General features: G+C 73.5%; 17 protein-coding genes. 11 read left to right on the top strand and 6 right to left on the bottom strand.

What is annotated here, in order from left to right; genetic code table 11:
• Positions 1-45: 45 nt before the first annotated feature.
• From HS041_RS10455 to HS041_RS10445, 3 genes are all read right to left on the bottom strand, one after another.
• Positions 46-3,504 (bottom strand): DUF4153 domain-containing protein, encoded by a 3,459-nt coding sequence (locus HS041_RS10455; RefSeq protein WP_196440264.1) that lies wholly within the window; start codon positions 3,502-3,504, stop codon positions 46-48.
• Between the two features lie 106 nt (positions 3,505-3,610).
• Entirely contained in the window at positions 3,611-4,300 is a 690-nt protein-coding gene (locus tag HS041_RS10450; protein ID WP_196440263.1) for a response regulator transcription factor, read from the bottom strand.
• Between the two features lie 159 nt (positions 4,301-4,459).
• A complete protein-coding gene (locus HS041_RS10445) occupies positions 4,460-5,401 on the bottom strand; it encodes a GNAT family N-acetyltransferase (protein ID WP_196440262.1) in 942 nt (313 codons plus the stop codon).
• Positions 5,402-5,639: 238 nt separating this feature from the next.
• Between HS041_RS10445 and HS041_RS10440 the strand changes: the two genes are divergently transcribed.
• From HS041_RS10440 to HS041_RS10420, 5 genes are all read left to right on the top strand, one after another.
• Positions 5,640-7,259, top strand: coding sequence for a serine/threonine-protein kinase (locus tag HS041_RS10440; protein WP_196440261.1), 1,620 nt, complete (start codon positions 5,640-5,642; stop codon positions 7,257-7,259).
• Entirely contained in the window at positions 7,256-8,914 is a 1,659-nt protein-coding gene (locus HS041_RS10435; RefSeq protein ID WP_196440260.1) for a hypothetical protein, read from the top strand. Before HS041_RS10440 ends, HS041_RS10435 begins: the two co-directional genes overlap by 4 nt.
• On the top strand, positions 8,907-10,418 hold the full coding sequence (locus HS041_RS10430; protein ID WP_196440259.1) for a serine/threonine-protein kinase: 1,512 nt from the start codon (positions 8,907-8,909) through the stop codon (positions 10,416-10,418). The genes HS041_RS10435 and HS041_RS10430 overlap by 8 nt, the downstream gene beginning before the upstream one ends.
• On the top strand, positions 10,415-11,731 hold the full coding sequence (locus HS041_RS10425; RefSeq protein WP_196440258.1) for a protein kinase family protein: 1,317 nt from the start codon (positions 10,415-10,417) through the stop codon (positions 11,729-11,731). Before HS041_RS10430 ends, HS041_RS10425 begins: the two co-directional genes overlap by 4 nt.
• Positions 11,732-11,869: 138 nt before the next feature.
• A complete protein-coding gene (locus HS041_RS10420) occupies positions 11,870-12,061 on the top strand; it encodes a tail-anchor membrane protein (RefSeq protein WP_196440257.1) in 192 nt (63 codons plus the stop codon).
• A gap of 131 nt (positions 12,062-12,192) precedes the next feature.
• Here HS041_RS10420 and HS041_RS10415 read toward each other — a convergent pair whose 3' ends face one another.
• Both HS041_RS10415 and HS041_RS10410 read right to left on the bottom strand, forming a co-directional pair.
• Positions 12,193-12,504, bottom strand: coding sequence for a DUF3817 domain-containing protein (locus HS041_RS10415; protein ID WP_196440256.1), 312 nt, complete (start codon positions 12,502-12,504; stop codon positions 12,193-12,195).
• A 47-nt stretch (positions 12,505-12,551) separates the two neighbouring features.
• Positions 12,552-13,349 carry an SURF1 family protein gene (locus HS041_RS10410; protein WP_196440255.1) on the bottom strand — a complete coding sequence of 266 codons (798 nt, stop codon included), beginning with the start codon at positions 13,347-13,349 and terminating at the stop codon, positions 12,552-12,554.
• Positions 13,350-13,575: 226 nt separating this feature from the next.
• On the opposite strand from HS041_RS10410, the gene HS041_RS10405 reads away from it, so the two are divergent.
• Positions 13,576-13,749 (top strand): hypothetical protein, encoded by a 174-nt coding sequence (locus HS041_RS10405; protein WP_196440254.1) that lies wholly within the window; start codon positions 13,576-13,578, stop codon positions 13,747-13,749.
• Between the two features lie 254 nt (positions 13,750-14,003).
• The gene (locus HS041_RS10400) at positions 14,004-15,461 is read left to right on the top strand and encodes a flavin-containing monooxygenase (protein ID WP_196440253.1); all 1,458 of its coding nucleotides are present in this window, start codon (positions 14,004-14,006) and stop codon (positions 15,459-15,461) included.
• A gap of 48 nt (positions 15,462-15,509) precedes the next feature.
• Here HS041_RS10400 and HS041_RS10395 read toward each other — a convergent pair whose 3' ends face one another.
• A complete protein-coding gene (locus tag HS041_RS10395; RefSeq protein ID WP_196440252.1) occupies positions 15,510-17,264 on the bottom strand; it encodes a gamma-glutamyltransferase family protein in 1,755 nt (584 codons plus the stop codon).
• A gap of 126 nt (positions 17,265-17,390) precedes the next feature.
• Here HS041_RS10395 and HS041_RS10390 point away from each other — a divergent pair, with 126 nt between their 5' ends.
• From HS041_RS10390 to HS041_RS10375, 4 genes are all read left to right on the top strand, one after another.
• Positions 17,391-18,503 carry a sensor histidine kinase gene (locus tag HS041_RS10390; RefSeq protein WP_196440251.1) on the top strand — a complete coding sequence of 371 codons (1,113 nt, stop codon included), beginning with the start codon at positions 17,391-17,393 and terminating at the stop codon, positions 18,501-18,503.
• The gene (locus HS041_RS10385; RefSeq protein ID WP_196440250.1) at positions 18,500-19,147 is read left to right on the top strand and encodes a response regulator; all 648 of its coding nucleotides are present in this window, start codon (positions 18,500-18,502) and stop codon (positions 19,145-19,147) included. Before HS041_RS10390 ends, HS041_RS10385 begins: the two co-directional genes overlap by 4 nt.
• A gap of 149 nt (positions 19,148-19,296) precedes the next feature.
• A complete protein-coding gene (locus tag HS041_RS10380; RefSeq protein ID WP_196440249.1) occupies positions 19,297-20,367 on the top strand; it encodes a sulfite exporter TauE/SafE family protein in 1,071 nt (356 codons plus the stop codon).
• An 85-nt stretch (positions 20,368-20,452) separates the two neighbouring features.
• Complete coding sequence (locus tag HS041_RS10375; protein ID WP_196440248.1) at positions 20,453-21,886, top strand: tetratricopeptide repeat protein; 1,434 nt, start codon at positions 20,453-20,455, stop codon at positions 21,884-21,886.
• Positions 21,887-21,962: the final 76 nt, after the last annotated feature.

The following is a 21,962-nucleotide window of genomic DNA, read 5'->3' as shown; positions in this document are numbered from 1 at the left end:
GGCGGCCCCGTCCCGGCGGCGCTGTCCAGACGGCCCTGTCCCGCGTCAGTCCTGGATGAGCCCGACGCGGTACGGCTCCTCGCAGGCGCCCCCGTCCGGGGCCGGTCGCTCGGCGAGCAGTTCCCTGGCCTGTTCCCTGGCCAGGTTCCAGCCGTTCCACGGATCCGCGCGGTCGAGCCGGTTGGCCTGGATCACCGCCCGCAGCACGCAGCCCCGGGCCGGTTCGGGCAGCCGGTCCAGCGCCGGTACGGCCTCCGCCCCGAGGTCGCCGAGGTAGGCCTGGTCCAGCCGGTCCACGCCCCGGACGCTGAGCTGGGACTCGGCGACCCGCAGGTCCGGGTTCCAGATCGCGAAGGCCAGCAGGCCCGCCCCCGTCATCACGACCACGCTCCTCGGCAGCCACCCGGCGGCGCGCCGGGTGAGCCGTACCGCGCCCGCCACGAGGACCAGCGCGAAGATCCCGCCCAGCCACCAGATGGCCGCCCCCACCGACGCCCGGAGCCGGGTGTAGCCGTAGGCGTCGACGTAGAGGTCGAGCCGGTACATGGCCGAGACCAGGATCACCACCGTCAGCCCGCACAGCAGGCCGAGCAGCCCGGCCATCAGCCACCGGTCGCGCCCCTCCAGCTCGACCGCCCCCGAGGCGAGCGCCACGATCGCCAGCACGAACACGCTGACGACGACGAGCTGGAAGAAGCCCGAGCGGGCGTACTCGGCGTAGGTGAGGTCGGTGGCCGCCACCAGCCACCGGGCGCTGCCGAACAGCGCCGTCAGCTGCATCGCCACGAACGTGACGAACAGCAGGTTGAGCGCGATCAGCGGGATCATCCACAGGCCGCGGCCGACGCGCAGCCGCAGGTCCGGCCCCTTGGGCTCGGCGACCGGGCGCAGGCCGACCAGCACCGACGAGGCGACGACGGCCGCGAAGACCACGAAGACCACGATGCGCAGCGGCAGCGACTCCGCCCAGTCCTGCCCGGTGAACACCCTCTCCACCGCCTTGGCGAACACCGCGTCGGCCGAGGCGAACAGCGCGCCGAAGATCGCGACCAGGACCACGGTCAGGCCGGCCCCGATCAGGCTGGGCACCAGTCTGCGGCGGATCGGCATGCCCTTCAACGGGGCGGCCAGGAACCACGGCACCGGCAGCAGGCCGAGCAGCACCGAGATCCCGCCCCTGAGCACCCCGAGCCAGCCGCGCCCGGCCCCCGACAGGGCGAGCGCGGCCATCACGAACGCGGCGAGCAGGAGCAGCCCGACGAGCCAGTCGGCGTCCCGGAAGATCGCCACCACGACCAGCCCGTACGCGATCGCCCCCATCCCCGCCGACCAGAGGGTGAGCCGTCCGCGGACGACGGGCAGCGCCGCCGCCCCCATGGCCCCCGCGACCAGGACGAACCCGAGCCCCACCGAGCTGTAGGGCAGGACGACCGCCGCGAGCAGCCCCACGGCCGCGCAGGCCGCGAGCAGCCACCGGGGGGTGTCCGGAAGTTCCGGCCGGGGAAGCAGCGACGGCGCCACGTACCCTCCCGGCGGTCCCCCGTATCCCCCGTGGCCGGCGGGCGCGCTCCTGTGCGCCGGCGGCGTCCGGTACACCCCCGCCGGCTCGCCCGTCCCCGGGACGGTACCCGCGACGCCCGGCGCCGGGCCGCCCGCCCGCACCCGCGCGCCGGCGACCGGCGTCTCCTCCTCCGCGCCGGCGCCCTCCCCTCCGGACTCCGGTGCCTGCTTCCCCGGCACCGGTACGGCCGCGCGCGGCGGGACGGGCTCCGCCGCGCGCTGCTCGGTTCCGTGCTCGACGCCCTGCTCGACCGGCTGGTAGCCGCTCCAGATGCCGCTGGGCGCCGTGGTGGCCCCGATGACCGTGCCGATGAACGCCCCGATCGCCGGGGCGAGGAGGCCCAGGGTGAGGCCCAGCCTGAGTTCCACGGCCCCGACGGCGAGGCCGAGGAGCACCCCGACGCACAGCCCGATGAACCCTCCGACGAAGAGCCCGGCGACGGCCCCCCACCAGCTCCGGATCGGGATCTGCCGATCGCGCGGGGGGTTCTCCGTCCCGGTCTCGCGCCGTATCCGGGCGAGCGCCGGTTCGGCGGGAGCCCCGTACGGCGGCGGGGGCGGCCCCGCGGCGACCGGAAGCTCCGGGAAGGTGAGCGGGGCGGCGGACGGGGTGACGGGGGACCGGGTGGCAGGGGACGGGATCGCGGCCGGGATCGCGGCCGGGATCACGGGTCCGGACGGCTTGCCGGGATCACCGGCCGGACCGGGAGCGGGGTCCGCGGACGTCGCGGGCCCGGGCGGATCGGCGGGATCGCCGGTCGATGCGGCGGGGTCCGCTGGCGTCACGGGCCCCGACGGGGGCGCGGGGTCGGCGGAGACCGCGGGCTCGGGCGGGGGCGCGAGGTCGGCGGACCCGGCGGACGCCCGGGACACCGGCGCATCCGTCCGGTCCGGGGGATCCGGGGATGGGGCGAGAGATTCACCGGGAGGCGAGGTGTCCATCGTGATCCTTTCGGGGAGGTCGACCGCGATGCTGCAGCCGACGCCGTCTTCGACACGGATGGAGCCGCCGTGGAGCTCGACGATCTCCTTGGTGATGGCGAGGCCGAGCCCGGCTCCACCGCCGTCGGCCGCCCGGCCCGCGTCCAGGCGGGAGAAGCGCTCGAACGCCCTGCCCCGGTCCTCCTCGGGGATCCCGGGCCCCTGGTCGGTCACGCGCAGCCGCACACCCGCGCCCTCGGGCCTCGCGGCGAGCACCACGACCCCGCCTTCCGGGCTGTGCCGTACCGCGTTGTCGAGCAGGTTCGCCAGCACCTGGGCCAGCAGGTCGGCGTCGGCCAGGACGACCAGCCCGGCGGGCACCTCGCACCGGGCCGTCACCCCGTCCCGGGCGAGCACCGCCTCCCGCAGCGCCTGGTCGCACAGGGGGCCGAGCTCGACGTTCTCCGGCTCGATCAGCCGGGCCCCGGACTCCAGCCGCGACAGGTCGAGGAGCTGGGCGACGAGGCGCCCGAGCCGCTCGGTCTGGGCCAGCGCCGTGCCGAGCGTCGCCGGGTCGGGCTCGGAGACCCCGTCCACCACGTTCTCCAGCACCGCGCGCAGCGCGGTGATCGGCGTGCGCAGCTCGTGGCTGACGTTGGCGACCAGCTCCCGGCGCTGCCGGTCCACCTCGCCCAGGTCGGCCGCCATCGCGTTGAAGGCGCGGGCGAGCTCGCCGACCTCGTCACGGGAGGTGGCCGTGACCCGCAGGCCGTACCGGCCCTTGGCGATGGTCTGCGCGGCGGCGGCCATCTCGCGCAGCGGCTTGGTCATGCCCCGGGCGAGCAACTGCACCATGACCAGCGCGAGCGCCACCGCCACCGCCACGCGCACGTCCCTGGTGTAGCCGGCGTTGATGCCGACCTCGTTGACGACGAACGCCACCACCACGGCCAGCAGGATGACGATGCCGAGCTTGACCTTGATCCGGCCCAGGAAGTCGAGAGGTCTCAAATGTCTGCGCATTTCATTGTTCGAGTGGCGGAGAGGCGGATCAGTTCGTCCTGATTTAACCGACACGTCCGGATTTCTGGCCGGAGGACGCACCGCGATCGGGCAGCCGGCCGCGTGATCAGGGCCGGACGAGGGCGTAGCCGACTCCGTGGACCGTGCGGACGACCCCGGAGCCGAGCTTGCGGCGCAGCGCCCGCACGTGGCTGTCGACCGTCCGGGTGGCCGCGGCCTCGGAGAAGCCCCAGACGTCGGCGAGCAACCGCTCCCGCTCGAACACCTGCCCCGGCCGCTCGGCCATCCGGTGCAGCAGGTCGAACTCGGTCCGGGTGAGCTGGACCTCCGTGCCTCGCACGTAGACCCGGCGCTCGGCGGTGTCGATCTCGACGTCCCCGATCCGCAGCACCGTGTCGTCCACGGCGAGCTGGGAGGCCCGCTCCACCCGCCGCAGCAGCGCGTGCACCCGGGCCACCAGCTCGCGCATGCTGAACGGTTTGGTCATGTAGTCGTCGGCGCCGACCCCGAGTCCCACGAGCAGGTCGGTCTCCTCGCCCAGGGCGGTGAGCATGAGCACCGGCACCGGGCGGGCCGCCTGCATCCGCCGGCAGACCTCCAGCCCGTCGAGGCCGGGAAGCAGGCGGTCGAGGACCACCACGTCGGGCTCGGCCTTCGCGTACGCCGCGAGCGCCTCCTCGCCGTCCCCGGCGACGCGCACGTCGAAGCCCTCCGCGACGAGCCGGTGCCGTACGGCTCGCGCGATCGTCTCGTCGTCCTCGACCACGAGGACGCGTCGTTGCTGCGGGGTTGCCATGCCGCGAGCTTAGGACCGGTCCATGCAGACGGCTTGCGGGGAATTGTGAAGATTCCGCGCAAGCCGTCCGCGATGGCCGTGCGTCAGGCGGCGGGCCGGATCTCAGGACAGCCGCTCACCGGGAGGCGTTCACTTCCGTCCCCGCCGTCGTCCCCGCCGTCAGCCGAGGATCATCCGACGGCCGACGACCCGGTAGCCGAGCCGGGCGAACGACGCCGCCATCGGCGCGTTGTCGACGTCGGTGTTGTCGTTGACCTGGGGCTCTCCTTCGGCGCTGAAGATGTGCAGCGCCTCGGCGACCAGGTCGTCGGCGTAGCGGCGCCCGCGGTGGGCGGGGTCCACGCCGATGTAGCCGATGGTCGCGGACATGCTGTTGCGGGTGGGCATCACGACGCCCACCAGCTCGCCCGCGGCGTCGTGGGCGAACCGCCAGCGCCCACGGCCGCCGGGGAAGTCGAGCAGCTCCTCCAGCGCCTCCCGTGCGGTCTCCTCCGGCCCTTTCTCCTTCAGAGCGCGCTGGTCCCAGTCGTCGAGGCTGCCGACGAGGATCCGGGCCAGCAGGTCCAGGACCACCGCGTCGTCGTCCGCCGGGGTGAAGGTGAGCCGGGTGGACCGGGGCGGCAGGCCGTACTCGGGGAGCCAGCGCAGGTTCAGCCGCTCGACCCGCTGCCGCAGCCCGGCCTTCTCCGCGGCGGCGATCCGGGCCTGCGCGTCGGCCAGCGCGTCGGGCCGCTCCCGCCAGTCGGCGGGCAGGAACAGGTGGTAGTCGGGGCGGTCACCGGAGGGCGAGGAGTAGTCGGGCGTGACCAGCTCGGCGTAGGCGGCCCTCAGCAGGGCGGCGCCCGCCTCGATCCCGTCGGGCCCGGCGCCCGGGTCGAACAGGTCGAGGCTGAACGGGTGCGCGTGGTCCGGCGGCCCCCAGAACCCGGCCCGGGCGACCACCTCGTCGCCGCGCAGGGCGACCCAGAGCCAGTCGTGCCGGTAGCCGAGCTTCTCGAAGGGGAGGCTCCGGGCGCCCACGCCGGAGGCCGGCGGGGTGGCGTAGCTGTGGAACAGGTCGAGCTCGTCCGCCTTGAGCGGACGGAAAACCAGATCAGACAAGTGGAACTCCGTAAGAGCGGGTTGCGCTCTCCGGTCTCAGGCGATCTGCCGCCCGAGGTGGGAGCGCGTCATCGGGATGAACATCTACTCCTCACCTCCTCGCGTATCGAAGGGAGCCCCATGCTATCGATCATGGGTTCCGGCTTCAAGAGGACGTCGAGGGAGATCACCGGCCCTCGGAGCCTTCTCCAGGAACCAGCGATTATTGGTCCATATCCCTCTCAGTGACTATCTTTCTTTGCGCGACACGACAGCGAACGAGGTGAGCAGGATCGACACGCAGGTGCTGGCGGGCCGTTACCGCCTGCTCAACCCGCTCGCCGAGGGCGGTATGGGCACGGTGTGGCTCGCCGCCGACGAGACGCTCCGCCGCGACGTGGCGGTCAAGGAGGTACGGCTCCCGCCGGACCTCCCCCCTCTCCAGCGCCAAGACGTGTTCGCCGCCGCGCTGCGCGAGGCCAACCTGGCCGCCCGGCTCAAGCACCCGTCCATCATCACCATCCACGACGTGGTCGTCGAGGACGACCGCCCGTGGATCGTCATGGAGTTGCTCACCGGCGAGTCCCTTGAGCGGACCGTCACGGAGCGGCGGCCGCTCCCGCCGATCCAGGCGGCCCGGGTCGGCGTGGGCATCGTCAGCGCGCTGGCCGCCGCGCACGCCGCCGGAGTGCTCCACCGGGACGTCAAACCCGGCAACATCTTCCTCACCCGGACCGGCAAGGCCGTCCTCACCGACTTCGGCATCGCCGTCGCCGAGGGCGATGCCACCTCGGGGCAGACCAGCCGCCTGGTCGGCTCCCCCAACTACATCGCCCCGGAGCGGCTGCGCGGCGAGCGCGGCGGACCCCACTCCGACCTGTGGTCGCTCGGCGCCACCCTGTACTTCGCCGTCGAGGGCGTGCCCCCGCACCCCGCCGAGACCCCCATCTCGGCGCTCAGCAAGGTGCTCACCGAGCCGCCCCGCCCGCCCGAGCGCGCGGGCGCGCTGGGACCGCTGCTGATGCGCATGCTGGACCCGCTGCCCGTGGCCCGGCCCTCCTTCGAGGAGGTCTCCCGGGTGCTCGGGGAAATCGCCCTCGACCGTCCGGCGTCCGCACTCTCCGCAACGGCGGACCACCGCGTCCCGTCGTCCCCGGCCCCCACCGGACCGGACCGCACCTCCCCGGCGGTCCACCCGGCCCGCGGCCCGCGCAGGGGCCGGGCACTGCTCTGGGCCGCCGCGGAGGTGGCGGCGGTCGCGGCGGTCATCGGGACCACCATGGCCGTGGTCCATCTCACCGGCGACCGTACGGCGGAGGCCGGGCCGGTGGAGCTCAGCGAGAAGCCCGGCGCCTTCGCCACCCCGGTCGACCTGTGCACGCTGGTCACCGCGGAGCGGGTCAGGCAGCTCCTGCCCGCCCTGACCGGCGGGGGAAAGCCCAACAACAAGGGCGGCTGCGAGTGGACCACCTCCGGCAAGGGGCTCTCGGTCGACCCCGCCGGCCTGGACAAGCAGTGGGGCAAGAGCCCCCGCCAGGCCCACGAGCTCTTCGTCAACCGGCGCAACGGCACCATCCCCACCGGTCAGATCGCCTGGAGCTGGCCGGAGATCTCGGCCGGGTCCCGCTCCGCCAGGAACACCGGCCCGCTGCCGGTGAAGCCCGTCGGGGAGGAGTCGTTCGGCTACGACGTCTACGAGAACCGCAAGACCGGCAGGCTCGAACAGAGCTACGTGACGCTCCGCGTCGACAACCTGGTCGTCGAGGTCGGCTACACAGTGGTGGACGGGACCAAGGACGGCCCGGCGATCCGGAGCGGCGCCCACACCGCCGCGACCTGGATCGCGGAGGCGTTGAACAAGCAGAAGGCGACGGGATGAACCAGGCAGACACGCCCCGGCGGCAGGGCAGGCACGCCGGGCCTCAGCCAGACCAGGGAGCCTACGGCGGGCAGATGTCGCTGGAGCTCCTGATCGAGCGGGACGGCCCGCTGTCCCCCGCGCGGGCCGCCATGATCGGCGTGGCCGTGCTGGACCAGCTCGTGAGCCTGCACAACCACGGGATGCCGCACGGGGACGTGCGGCCGGGATCGGTGCTGGTCGGCCCGCACGACCAGGTGCTCCTGACCGGTCCGACGCTCAGGTCCCCGGCCTACACCGCGCCCGAGGGCAACGCGAGCCCCGCCGCCGACCTGTGGTCCCTGGGCGCGACGCTCTACGCCGCCGTCGAGGGGAACCCGCCCTCCCCCGGCGCCCCGATCCGGAACGCCGGCCCGATCGCGCCGATCCTGTTCCGGTTGCTCTCCGGCGACCCCGCGCTCCGCCCCGACCCGGGCACGATCCGGGGGGAGCTGATGGGGATCTCCCGGCACGCCCCCGCCCTGCCCCCGGGGCTTCCGCCCGACGCGACGCTGGTCGCCCCCCGGCCCGCGGCGCCACCGCCCGACGCGACGCTCGTGGCCGCGCAGCCTGCGGCGTCCCCGCCGCCCGACGCGACGCCGGCCGCTCCCCAGCCCTTCCCCCCCGGAGAGGCCGTGCCGCCGGACGTCCACCGGCGGACGGCGTCCTTCCCGGCTCCGCCGCCCGTGCCGCAGGAAGGTCTCGCACCCCCCTCGCCGGAGGCCGCCGCACCCGCCTCACCGGACATGACGATGCCCGTGCGCGTGGACACGCCGGCGGGCACCGGCGTGCCGGCCCCCGGCGCGGCGGGTCACGGCGCGGCGGGTCACGGCGCGGCGGGTCCTGGGACAACGGATGCCGGGGCGACGGCCCCCACCTCGCGTGATCTCGTCCCGTTCGCCTCTCGCCCCCTCCGGGACGAGCCCTCCGCGAGCGTGCCGGCCGACTCCACCGCCCCGACCGAACGGTCGGTGATCCGCCAGGGCGTGCTGGTGCCCCGCTCGGTCGTGGCGCTGACCGGCGTGCTGCTCGCCGGCATGTCGATCGCCGTCGGCGTGCTGCTCGCCCCGGTGCTGGCCGGTTCGGACGAGGACCAGGCCGCCGCCCGGCCCACCGCCGGGGCCAAGGCGCGCTTCGCCGCCGCGCCGCGCGCGTGCGGCCTGCTCACCGACCAGCAGGCGGGCGAGCTGGTGCCCGGCTTCCGCAGCTCCGAGGTCGAGCTCGGCGAGTGCAACTGGCTCAACCAGGATTGGCGCAAGCCCAACGTCGAGAAGTACGACCTGCGGGTGCGGCTGGTGCCCCAGAAGCAGGACGCCTCGGGGATCGCCCGCGCGAAGGAGTATCTGGCGGGAAAGAAGAAGGACACCGTCGACAAGGGGCAGTTCGCCACGCCCAAGCCGCTGCCGCCGCAGGACATGGCCGGCGTCGGAGAGGAGGCGTTCATCTCCGCCGCGCACGTTCCGATCACCATGTACGGCGGGTCGTACCGGGTGACCGTGATCGTCCGGGTCAGCAACATGATCGCCGAGGTCGAGTACGAGCGGGGCGGCGTCAAGACGGACCCCGACGGCGAGATCGCGGGGAACGCCGGGAAGGCCGCCCGCTGGGTCGCCGAGGCCCTGAACGCCAATGGCTGACGCGCCGTTCCCCGTACTCGCGGACCGCTACCGGGCGGTCGAGAAGCTCGGCGAGGGCGGGATGGGCACGGTCTGGCGGGCCCGCGACGAGTTGCTGCACCGCGAGGTCGCGATCAAGGAGGTCCGGCTCGCCTCCCACCTGCCCGCGGCGCACCGGGCCGAGATGCGCGAGCGCACGCTCCGCGAGGCCAGGGCCGCCGCACGGCTCAGCCACCCGGCCATCGTGGCGGTGCACGACGTCATCGCCCAGGACGACCGGCCCTGGATCGTGATGGACCTGGTCCGGGGGCACTCCCTGGAGCAGGCGATCCGCTCCGGCGGCCCGCTCCCGCCCGGCCGGGTGGCCGCGATCGGCGCGGCCATGCTCGACGCGCTGGCCCTCGCGCACAGCCGGGGCATCATGCACCGCGACGTGAAGCCCGCCAACATCATGCTCAGCCAGGACGGCGGCGTGCTGCTGACCGACTTCGGCATCGCCACCCTCGAAGGCGACGCCCAGCTCACCTCACCGGACGCGCTGGTCGGCTCTCCCGGCTACATCGCCCCGGAACGGCTGCGCGGCACCGGCGACGGCCCGGCGGCCGACCTGTGGTCGCTGGGTGCGACGCTGTACGCCGCCGTCGAGGGCAAGGGCCCGTTCCACCGCGGCACCCCGGTCGCGACGCTGGGCGCGGTGCTCACCCAGGAGACCCCGTACCCCGGCCGGGCCGGCGGGCTGGCCCCGGTGCTGCTGGCCATGCTGGCCAAGGACCCGCGTGACCGGCCCGGCGAGAGCGCGCTCCGCTCCGCCCTCCGCCAGGTCTCCCTCGGCCGGTCCGCCGGGCCGCTCTCCCCGGCGGCCGAACCGCAGGCGGCCCCGGCACCGAGGCGGCGCCGTACCGGACTGATCGCCGGGGCGGGACTGGCGGTGGCCGCGGCCGGGACCGCGGCGGCGGTGCTGCTCACCATGAACGGCACGGAGCCGCCCGCCGTGGTCCCCACCGGCCCCGACCCCCGCGCCGGGCGCTTCGCCACCGCGCCCGAACTGTGCTCCCTGCTGACCGACGCGCAGGCCCGGGCCGTGGTCCCCGGTGCCGCCGCATCCGAGATACCGGCCAGCCATCAGCGCGGCCTGGAGGCGTCGTGCGTCTGGGACAGCCTCGACAACGACCCGGAGCTCCGCGTCTCCCTGACCCTGCACGGCCCCACTCCGAAGAAGACCGGCCCCGAGGCCGCGCACGAGTTCTTCACCGCCGAACACAGCAAGACCAAGTCCGACGCCGGGAAGGGCGTCTTCGGCTCGACCGGTCCGCTCAGAGACGTCGAAGGCATCGGTGACGAGGCGTTCGCCTACGACACGAACGTCCTGGATGACCGGATCCACAGCACGGTCCGCTTCCGCACCAGCAATCTGCTGGTCGAGGTCGGCGTGTCGATGACGGGCAAGCGCCCCACAGCCGAGCTTCGCCGCCGGGCCCTGCGCACCGCCAAGCTCGTCGCCCGGAGCCTGGAGCGGCGGGGATGACCGACCCGAACCTGCTCGCCGGGCGCTACCGCCTGCTGGAGCGCCGCGACCACACCGGCACGAGCTGGCGCGCCCGGGACGAGGCGCTGCACCGCGACGTCACGATCTCCGAGGTGCGGCTCCCGCCTCCGGGCCCGCACCGCGACTGGCTGATGGGCCAGATCCGCGCGGCGGCCGACCTCCGGCACCCCGGCGTCGTCGCGCTGCACGACGTGATCCCGGCCTCCGACCGGATGTGGCTGGTCCTGGAGTCCGTCGAGGGGCGCTCGCTGATGCAGACCGTCCGCGCCGAGGGCCCGCTGCCCGCCGGGCGGGCGGCCGAGGTCGGCCTGAAGGTCCTGGACGCCCTGACCGCCGCCCAGGGACGAGGTCTCCGCCTCACCGCGACCCCGGACACCATCCTGCTCACCCCGGACGGCCTCGTCGTCCTGACCGGCGTCGCCGCTCCGGCTCCCGCCGACGACCTGCGCGACCTCGGCGCCGCCCTGTTCACCGCGGTCGAGGGGCACCTGCCGGGGACCGGCTCCGGCATCCGCACCGCCGACGGCACCCCGCTGGCCTCCCCGGAGACCGGCTTCACCGGATCGGGCCCCCTCGCCCCGCTCCTGGACGGCATGCTCGCGGAGAACCCCGCCCACCGCCCCGACGCCACCTCCGTCCGGCTGGCCCTGGAGAGCCTCGCCCCCCGCCCCGCCTCCTCCCGCCGCAAACCCCTCCTCATCGCCGGACTCGCCGTCGCCTCTGCTCTCGTGGTCACCGGCGGAGTGCTCTGGAGCATGTCCGAAGCTCCTTCCCCTCCCCCGGCTCCGGCGGCCAGCGCGGCCCCCTATGTCGATCCGGGCCCTTTCAGCAAGAAGCCCTCGGTATGCAAGCTGTTCACCCCGCAACAGCTGGCACAGCTCGAAGTGGAGAAGGAACCCGGCGAATGGGGGGACGGCTGCGTCTGGGGGCCCATGAACTCGGACGACCCGGCTTCGCTGCAGCGCCATCTCTCCCTCAACCCGAAGCTGTACTCGGGAGCGGATGAGGCCGCGCGGGCTTTCGCAGCCCGCTTCGCCCACGGCACCCGGTCCGCGGGCAGCCAGAACGGAAGGACCCAGACCGCCCCGCGCAAGGCCGCCGGCCTGGGGAACGAGGCGTTCTGGGGAGAAGTGATCACCGATGCCTATTCGGTGACGGTCGTCGTCCGCATCAACAATGTGATCGTCGACCTCCAGTACCAGCGCAACGCAGGCGAGCCGACGCAGGAAATCAGCCGGCGGGCCCTCACCGCGGCCGGTTGGGCGGTCGAGGCGCTCACCCGCGCCAGCTGACACCGGCAGAAAGAACCAGGCCGCAGAGAAAACGAGATATATCTCAGATGGAACCGGGGCGGTGGGTCCATGCGTTGGACTGGCGACGCAGAATGGCACCAGGCGGGGCGTGGGCTCCGCGTTCGGAGGATGTCGAGAATGTCACCCGTCCAGAAGTACGCAATCGGGGCCGGAGCGGCCGTCCTGCTCACGTGGATCTTCCTGCCGAACTGGATCGCCATGCTGGTCTTCCTGGGCGTCGTCGCCGCCCCGGTCGTCGGCTACCTGATGCTCGACCCGTCCCAGCGCCAGCGGCTCAAGCGGGTGCGCAGGCGCGGCATCGGCCGCTGACCGGCCACGCGGACCGGCGGTGAGGGCCCGCTCCGGCGGGAGCGGGCCACCTCTTCCCGTGTCCTGGGCGTGCTTCACGGCCTGATCACCGCAGCGAGACCGCGGGGACGGGCCGGGGCGGTACGGCGGGCTCAGGCCGCCGCGACGGCGATCTCGCCCTCGACCCGCCGGGTGACCTTGCGCTCGAAGACGAACGAGAGCAGCGGCACGGTGCCCGCGAGCATCACGCCCAGGATGTACTGCCACGACCAGCGGGCCTTCATGCCCAGGTTCATGGTGGCCACCAGGTAGAGCATGTAGAGGAAGCCGTGGATCGGGGAGACGATCTTCGACGGGCCTTCGATGTCGAAGCCGTACCTGAGCACGATGCACACGGTCAGGACCAGCAGCATCACGCCGACGACGTAGGCCAGGACTCGGAAGGGCTTGAGGGCGGATTCCACGGTTGTCTACCTCGGTCTGGGGTTGGGACGGTCAACGATATGCGGGGTCAGACGGCGGCCGGTCTGCTCTCGGGGTCGGGTTCGGTCTCGGGTTCGGTCTGGGGGTCCGCCGTGGGACCGGGCTCCGGACCCGCCGTGCCCTTGCGGACGGCGTCGCGGATGAAGTGCCACCACATGAAGACCGCGAACAGGCCGAAGATCCACCACTGGGCGGCGTAGGCGAGGTTGCGCCAGGTGAGCACGCCCTCGGTGGTCGGCGGCACGACCGGGACCGGCCTGGCCGCGACGGCCGGGGGCGGGGTCTGGGCGGTGGCGATCACGAAGCCGTCGCGCAGCTTGACGCCCCGCCACAGGTTGATCAGCTCGGCCGACGACACGGTCTGCACCTGCCCCTGCGGCACCTGCCGGACGCGCCGCACGCTGTCGGTCGGCTCGGAGGCCTGCAGACGGCCGGTCACGGTCACCCTCCCCTCCGGTACGGCCGTCGCCGGATCCTCCGCAGAGGCGACCCAGCCGCGCACGACCGGGATCGACGTGCCGTCTCCGAGGTCGAGCGCGGTCAGGATCCACAGTCCGTCGTCCCGCCCGGTCACCAGGAGCTGCCGGTCGGCGTCGAAGGTCCCCTCCGCCGTCACCTGGCGGCGGATCGCCTCGCCCGTCAGGTGGCGACCGGCGCCGGAGAGCGTGCCCACCGCCACCGGGGCGGGGTCCACGGCCGCCTGGGGCCTGCCGGAGTCCTCGAAGACGCCGAGCTGCCAGCGGCCGAGGAGCCCGCACACGACGAGCGCTCCGACCGCGAGCAGGTGGAGCACCGCCACGCGCGGGGAGAACAGGATCCGGAGCATGACACCACGCTATCCGCCCGTACCCGCGGTCCCGTCCCCAGGACCGCGCCTCACCCGCGGGTTCCCCGTGGCGGCCGGGCCCGCCCCTTCCCCCGGCGGCACCCGGATTCACTGCGTGTCCGCGGGGCATCGCGCTCCGTCCCGTTTCCTGCCTGATTCGGCATGGATGGTGGCTGGAATGCCGAACCCGTGTTGAAAAGTCACCCCATATCGCTAAAGTCGACCCATGTCTGAGCAACCCCAGATCGATCCGGCCGGAAACACGCAGCAGTTCCGCGCGTTCGCGCAGCGGAACGAGCCCGAGGCCGCGCCGGAGAAGCGTTCGCCCGTCCTGATGATCGCGATCGCACTCGTGGTGGTCGTCGTCATCGTCGCGGTCGCCGCCTACTTCGTTCTCTGAGAAGTACCCCCAAGAAAGGCCCGGCCCGCCGGGCAGGCCGCCCCGGCGGGCCGTACGGCCTCCCGGGACCCGGATCTCCGCCAGCGCCGAAGGCTCCGCCCTCGGCGCTTTTCGCGCTGTCCCGGTTCCCGCCGGCCTCTTCTGCGCGCATGCCGTACCGACCGGTCGGTGTGACGTGGTTCACTGCGAGCGAGGTATGGACGACCCCAGGACGCGCCGATTACATTGGACTTTGCGTCCAATAAGGAGAGCGGATGAGCACTCGCCCCGGGATAACCATCATCGGCTCCGGCTTCGCCGGGATCGGCATGGCCATCAAGTTGAAAGAGGCCGGATACCACGACTTCGTGATCCTGGAGAAGGCCACGGACCTCGGCGGCACCTGGCGGGACAACACCTACCCCGGCTGCGCCTGCGACGTCCCCTCGCACATGTACTCCTTCTCCTTCGAGCTCAACCCCGGCTGGTCGCGGATGTTCTCCCCGCAGACCGAGATCTGGGAATACATGCGCGACTGCGTGGCGAAGTACGGCCTGACCCCCCACTTCCGGTTCGGCAAGGAGGTCGTCGGGCTGGAGTACGACGACGCGACCGGCGCCTGGCAGGTCAGCACCGACGACGGTGAGACGTTCACCACCAACGCGGTCGTCTCGGGCATCGGCGCGCTGCACGTGCCGTCCTTCCCGCAGATCCGGGGCCGCGAACGCTTCCGGGGCCCGGCCTTCCACTCGGCCGAGTGGGACCACTCCGTGGACCTGACGGGCAAGCGCGTCGCGGTGATCGGCACCGGCGCCTCGGCCATCCAGTTCGTCCCGCGGCTCGCCGAGCGGGCCGCGCGGCTCACGGTCTTCCAGCGCACCGCCCCGTGGATCCAGCCCAAGCCGGACTTCGAGCTCTCCCCCCGGGCCAGGCGGATCCTCACCCTTCCCGGAGCCGCACGCGCGCTGCGCAACTCGATCTACTGGGTGCTGGAGGCCCGGGCACTCGGTTTCGCCGTCGACCCGCGCCTGATGAAGATGCAGGAGGTGGTGGCCCGGCGCCACCTGGCCAGGCAGGTGCCCGACCCGGAGCTGCGCGCCAAGCTGACCCCCGACTACACGATCGGCTGCAAGCGCATCCTGCTCTCCAACGACTACTATCCCGCGCTGAGCAGGGACAACGTCGAGCTGGTCACCGACGGGGTGACCGAGATCCGGGAGAACTCGGTCGTCGACTCCACCGGCCGGGAGATCGAGGTCGACGTCATCGTCTACGGCACCGGGTTCAAGGTCACCGACGCCCTGAACGAACAGCGGATCATCGGCCGCAACGGCCTGAAGATCCAGGATGCCTGGCAGAGCGGCATCGAGGCCTACTACGGCATCACCACCGCCGGCTTCCCCAACCTGTTCTTCCTGCTCGGCCCGAACACCGGCCTGGGCCACAACTCGGTCGTCTTCATGATCGAGTCCCAGGTCAAGTACGTGATCGACTGCCTCCGGCTGCTCTCGAAGAGCAAGGCCAGGGCGATGGACGTCCGGCCCGAGGCCCAGCGCGCCTACAACGACCGCCTCCAGGAGCGCCTGAACGCCCTGATCTGGAGCGAGGGCGGCTGCAAGAGCTGGTATCTCGACGAGCACGGCGTCAACCGCACGACCTGGCCCGGGTTCACCTTCGAGTACTGGGCGCGGACCCGGAAGGTGAAGCCCGAAGCCTACGAGCTCATCCGCTGAGCGTGCCGTACGGCTCCGGGAGCCGTACGGCACGCCCGCCCGGCACGGCTAACGCGCCGGGGCCACGACCAGGGCACTGCCCCCTCCCCTGCGGGACGGCTCGGCGACGGCCTGGAGCCTGCCGCGGCCGAGGAACTCGACGGCGGTGGCCGCACCGATCTCCGGGTTGAGGGCGAAGCTGTGGCCCCTGGCGGTGAGCTCTGCGCCGTAGCGGTCGATGAAGCCCTGCTCGGCCTGGGTCTGGGCGGTGTTGCGCTGGGTGGCCCGGGGCGCGGCGAGGGCCTCGGGCAGGGACATGCCGAGCTCCCAGCGGTTGACGAGGATCTGCAGCACGGTCGTGATGATCGTCGATCCGCCGGGCGAGCCGAGGGCGAGCAGCGGCTTGCCGTCGGCGAGGACGATCGTCGGAGCCATGGACGAGCGGGGGCGCTTGCCCGGGCCGGGGAGGTTGGGGTCGCCGGGGGCGGGACCGAAGGTGAAGTCGGTCAGCTCGTTGTTGAGCAGGAAGCCCCGGCCCGGCACGACGATGCCGTTGCCGCCGGTGGACTCGATGGTGATGTTGTAGGCGACCACATTGCCCCACCGGTCCGCCACGACCAGGTGGGTCGTCTCCGGCCCCTCGGCGGGTGTCTCGCCAGCGGGGGAGGCCGGAGACGACGCGGCCGGGCACGGCTCGTAGGCGCCGTCGGGGTTCCCCGCCGGGGCCGGGTGGGCCATCGCCCGCTCACCGATCAGGCAGGCGCGTTCCTTGGCGAACCCGTCGGACAGCAGCTCCCGCAGCGGCACGCCGGGGACGTCGCCGACGTACTTGCCCCGGTCCGCGAAGGACAGCCGGGACGCCTCCAGATACTCGTGCATCCCCACCGCGGGCAGCGCCTCCAGGATGTTGAGCGCCTCGCCGACCGTGGAACCGCCCGAGGACGGGGGCGCCATGCCGTACACGTCCATGCCCTTGTAGGTCATCTTGGTGGGCGGGCGTTCCAGGGCCCGGTAGGCGGCCAGGTCCGTCAGCTCCATCAGGCCCGGCCGGACGTTCCTGGTGGATCCCGGCGTGACGGGCGGGTTCTTGACGGTTCTCACGATCTCGGTGCCGAGGCCCCCGCCGTACAGCCAGCGCCCGCCGTACCTGCCGAGCAGGCGGTAGGTCTCGGCCAGCTCGGGGTTGCGGAAGGTGGAGCCGACCGGGGGCGGCGCGCCGCCGGGCAGGAAGAGCCGGGCGGTGGAGGTGAAGTCGGCGAACCTGGCGGCGTTGGCGGCGGTCTGGTCGTGGAAGGTCTGGTCGACCGTGAAGCCCTTGCGGGCCACCTCGATGGCGGGCTTGAGCGCCTGCCGGAGCGAGAGCGTGCCGAACCGGCGCAGCGCCAGCTCCCACTGGGCCACGCTGCCCGGGACCCCGGCCGAGAGCCCGCTGGTGACGGCCTGCTCGAACGGGATGCCCTCCAGGGAGGTCGCGGTCATCGCCCTCGGCGCGGTCTCCCGGCCGTCGATCGTGTGGATCCTGCCCCGCCGTGCGTCGTAGTAGACGATGAACCCGCCTCCTGCCAGCCCCGCCGAGTAGGGCTCGGTGACGCCGAGCGTGGCCGCCGACGCGACCGCCGCGTCCATGGCGTTGCCCCCGCGGCGCAGCACCTCGAGCGCGACCCTGCTCGCCTCCGGATCGACGGTCGAGACCGCCCCTCCGTACCCTTCGGCCACGGGTTTCTTGTCTGTCGGCGGCGACGCCACCGCCGGGGGTCCGGAGAGAAGGACGGAGCTCCCGGCCAGGATTCCGGCGAGCGGTACCGCGATGCGACGAATGATCATTATGACCTCCTTCGGACAGCTTTACCCAGCGTGGCCGGGTTGTCAGCCTTCTACCTCCGGGGATGTAGCACGGCCTGCCCCGCAGGGTGGACGCGCAGGTCAGGCGAGCGGCATAGGGTGCTGGGCGTGCGAATCCGACCCCGCTGGACCGACCGGATGCTCCCGCCGGTGCTGGGAGCCGTCCAGGTCGCGTTCAACCACGGGGCGCAGGGCAACCAGCCAGACCGCCTCCCGGCCGACCCGCTCGGCATCGCCCTGCTGCTGGCCGGGCCGCTCGCCCTGTACCTGCGGCGCAGCCACCCGATGCTCGCCCTGGCCGTCACGTTCGCCTCGACCTTCGTCTTCGTGGCCAGGGGCCACGCCTACGGACCGATCTTCTTCAGCCCTCTCATCGCCCTCTACTTCGCCGTCGTCCTCGGCCACCGGCGCACCGCCTGGACCGTCTCGGCCGTGGCCTACATGTTCTTCGTCGTCTACACGACCTGGCTGGCGCCCGTCCCCAGCCCGGGCCTCTGGCACGACCTCGCGATAGCCGCCGTCCTGGGGGTCGTCCTGGCGGTGGGCGAGTTCGCCCGGGCGAGGAGGGAGCGGGCGGTCGAGCACGTGCGGGTGGTCGAGGAGGAGTCGCGGCGGCAGGCCAGCGAGGAGCGGCTGACCATGGCCCAGGAGCTGCACGACGTGCTCGCCCACAACATCTCGCTCATCCACGTGCAGGCCTCCACCGCGCTGCACCTGATCGACGACCACCCCGAGCAGGCCCGCACCGCGCTCACCACGATCAAGCAGGCCTCCAAGGACGTGCTGACCGAGATGCGCTCGGTGATCGGCGTGCTCCGCGACGGCGCGCCGCGCTCCCCCACGGCCGGGCTGGAGGACCTGCGGGAGCTGATCGAGCGCAGCGGCCTGGCCGTCACCGTGGAGACCGCCGGCCGGGTCAGGCCGGTTCCGGCCGGCGTGGACCGGGCCGGTTACCGCATCGTCCAGGAGTCCCTCACCAACGCGCGCCGGCACGCCCAGGGCTCGACCGTCGCGGTCCTGCTGGAGTACGGCCCGCGCGAGCTGCTGATCCGGGTCACCGACTCCGGAGGGGAGCTCCCGGCCGAGGTGACGGGCGGCGGCAACGGCATCCCCGGCATGCGCGAGCGGGCCGCCGCCCTCGGGGGCACGCTCACCGCCGCGCACCACGGCCGGGGGTTCCGCGTCGAGGCACGGCTGCCGATTCCGGAGGAGACACCATGATCAGGATCGTTCTCGCCGACGACCAGGCGCTGGTCCGGGCCGGGTTCCGGGCCCTGCTCGACGCCCAGCCGGGAATGACGGTGGTGGCCGAGGCCGCCGACGGCGCCGAGGCCCTGGAACTGGCCGCGCAGCACCTGCCGGACGTCGTCCTGATGGACATCAGGATGCCCGGCATGGACGGCCTGGAGGCCACCCGGCGGATGCCACCCGGGCCGAGGGTCGTCATCCTGACCACGTTCGAGCTGGACGAGTACGTCTTCGATGCCCTGCGCAACGGCGCCAGCGGCTTCCTGGTCAAGGACACCGAGCCCGCTGAGCTGATCCAGGCCGTCCGCGTCGTCGCCGCCGGCGACGCCCTGCTCTCCCCCGGCGTGACCCGCCGCCTCATCGCCGAGTACGCCAGCCGCGCCAAGCAGCCCGGCTCCTCGCTGGACCTGTCCCCGCTCACCGACCGGGAGCGCGAGGTCCTCGCCCTCGTCGGCACCGGCATGACCAACGACGAGATCGCCGGGAAGCTCTTCATGAGCCCGGCCACCGCCAAGACCCACGTCAGCCGCACCATGATGAAGCTGCACGCCCGCGACCGCGCCCAGCTCGTCGTCATCGCCTACGAGACCGGCCTGGTCCGCCCCGGCTGGGCCTGAGGCCGCCGCGCCCCGGCCCGGCGCCGTACCGCCACCCCCACGACCGCGGGTGACTCCAGGTGAGCAAAGTGTGACTGTTCGCTCCCGTCGATCGCGGTTAGCGTTCAGCCCGTGGGGACCTGGGCCGCGATCCCGGCCGCTCGCTGAGCGTGGAGCCGGTCGCGCTGTTCGTCGGGGGGCTCGTCACCGGCCTGGTGGCGGGCACCGCCTCGTGTACGGCCGTGCAGGGCGGCCTGCTCGCGGGGCTGACCCCTGGGGCGTCTCCCGCCTCCCTCGGGGGCGTCCGCTCGCTCTCCGGCCGTGCCCGCCGCCCGCCCCCCGACCGGCGGCGACCCCCGCCCCCGGTTCCCGGCCAGTGCTGTCACGCGCCCGCCGGCCTCTCCGGCCCGAAGGCCGTCGCCCTCTTCCTCACCGGAAGGCTGGCCTCCCACCTCGCGGCCGGGGTGCTGCTCGGGCTGGCGGGCTCGGCCGTACGGCTGGCGCCGGGCGCCCGGGCGGTGCTGCTGGTCGTGGCCGGGCTCGCGGTCATCGGGTTCGGCCTGCGGACGTTCGCCCGCGGACCCGTCCGTCCCGTTTCCCCGGCCGGATCGGCCGGCCGCGCCCAAGCGCCGCCGGGCACCCGGCGGGCCGTGCTGCTCGGTGCGGCGACGGTGCTGCTGCCCTGCGGGGTCACGCTCAGCGCCGAGGCGGTCGCGGTCTCCAGCGGTTCCGCGCTGGGCGGGGCCGCGGTCATGGCGGGGTTCACGGCGGGCACCGCGCCCGCGTTCGCGCTGCTCGGGCTCGCGCTGCGCCGGGTCGCGACCACCCGGCTGGCGGCCCTGGCCGGGGTGCTCGCGCTGGCCGCCGGGGTGTGGACCGTCGCCACGGGACTGCGCCTGGGCGGCTGGCTCCCCGGTCCGGCCGTCTTCGCCGCGACGACGTCCACGGCCGGCGCCCCGACCGGGACGGGGCCGCGGCCGGTCCGGGCCGACGGCGTGCAGCGGATCGACATCTGGGCGACGGACCGCGGATACCGCCCGGGGATCGTGACAGCCCGTGCAGGCGTGCCCGTGGAGATCGCCTTCCACCTCGCGGGGAACCCCGGCTGCACCCGGACGCTCACCCTGGCAGGCCGCGACGAGACGCTCCCTGCGGTGCTCCGGCTCGGCCCGCAACCTGCGGGAACGCTGCGCTACAGCTGCTCGATGGGGATGTACGCCGGCTTCGTCGTCTTCTCCTGAACGTTCCCGGAGAAAGAACTCCTGATTACGCTCCGCTTACACTCGGTTACATGCGACCCTGTGAATTGTCAGCGAGGAGGATGACATGGGGTGGTGGCCAGGTGAGCCGGAGACGACCGCGGTCCAGGTGCCCGCTCCCCGGGGCGCCGAGCACGAACAGGGTGGCGAGCGCGACACCGACGATCCGGCCGTCCTGCTTGTGGCGGCGCAGAAGGGTGACGCGCGCGCCGCGCACCTTCTCGGCCGCCATCACGCGCAGCGGGGGGACCGTTCGGCGGCACGGCACTGGTGGGAGCGGGCCGCCGCCGCGGGCAGCACCGACAGCGCCTACAACCTCGGCGTCTGGCACGAGAAGCACGGCGGCCTCGACGAGGCCGTGCGCTGGTACGAACGGGCCGCGGTCACCGGCGACACCGAGGCCGCGCTGAACCTGGCGACGCTGCTGATGGAGCAGCTCGGGGAACTGGCCGCCGCCCGGCGGTGGTTCGAGACGGCGGCCCTGACGGGCTCCCGGAACGCCGCCCGCCGGCTGGCGCTGATCCACGAGGACGAGGGTGATCTGAAGACCGCCGGGGAGTGGCACCGGCGGGCGGCCCTGGACGGCGACCTGGCCTCCGGCCACGACCTGGGGTTCCTCTCCTACGCCGCGGGCGAGGAGGACGAGACGCTGCGCTGGTGGGAGCTGGCCGCGCGGGGCGGGCATGCCGACGCGGCCTACCACCTCGGCCTGCTCCTGGCGGCCAACCGGGATCCGGAGGGAGCCGAGGCGTTCTACCGGCTGGCCGCGGGCAGCGAGCATCCCGGGGCCGCCTCGCAGCTCGGTGGGATCGCGCTCTCCCGGGGCGATCTGCGCACCGCCCGCGCATGGTTCGAGCTGGCCGCCCACGCGGGGCGGGTGGACGACCAGCGCACGGCCGGGTTCGTGTGCGTGGAGCTGGGCGACGTCCAGGCGGCCGGTCACTGGTTCGGCCGGGCCGCGACCGGCGGCGATCCTGAGGCGGCCTTCGATTTCGGACTGCTGCTCATCGCGGAGCTGGGCGACCTGCGGAGCGGGGAGCACTGGTTCCGCCAGGCGGCACAGGCCGGGCACCAGCGGGCCGCGGCCGAGCTGACCTCGCTTCTCGCCGCGACCGGCTCCGCGCACACGCCGGAGCCCCGCCCGGCCGAGCCGGGACCGTCCGCCCCGGTCTGGGCGCGGACCGCCGAGCCCGAGCTCGTCGCCCGCGCCGAGCTGGCGGCCGACGCGGTGGCCCGTCGGGGCGGGGTCCCGCTCAGGGCCGGGGAGCTGGCCGAGATCCTCGGCACCTGGGACCTGGTGACCCGGCCGCTGCTCGACCAGGCCGTCGCGGTGAGCTGGCTGACCACACGGAGCGGGCTGCATCCGGGCGCGATCGAGCACCTGGCCTCGGTGCGGGCGACGCTGCTCCGGCCGGGCAGCGCCCCTTGGCCGACGCCGGCCGAGATCGAGCACGTCCTGGTCACCGCCCGCGACCTGCGGGCACGGCTCGGCCTGCGCTGAGCGACGGCGAAGGCGCCGGGCGGCAGGCCGCCTCCGCTCGGCGGCGGTCTCCCGGACACCCGGGGCCCCGAATGCG

This window comes from Planomonospora sp. ID67723 (assembly GCF_015711605.1).
Lineage (GTDB): Bacteria > Actinomycetota > Actinomycetes > Streptosporangiales > Streptosporangiaceae > Planomonospora_A.
The sequence above is the reverse complement of the archived record's forward strand: the minus strand, read 5'-3'. Positions and strand labels throughout refer to the sequence as shown.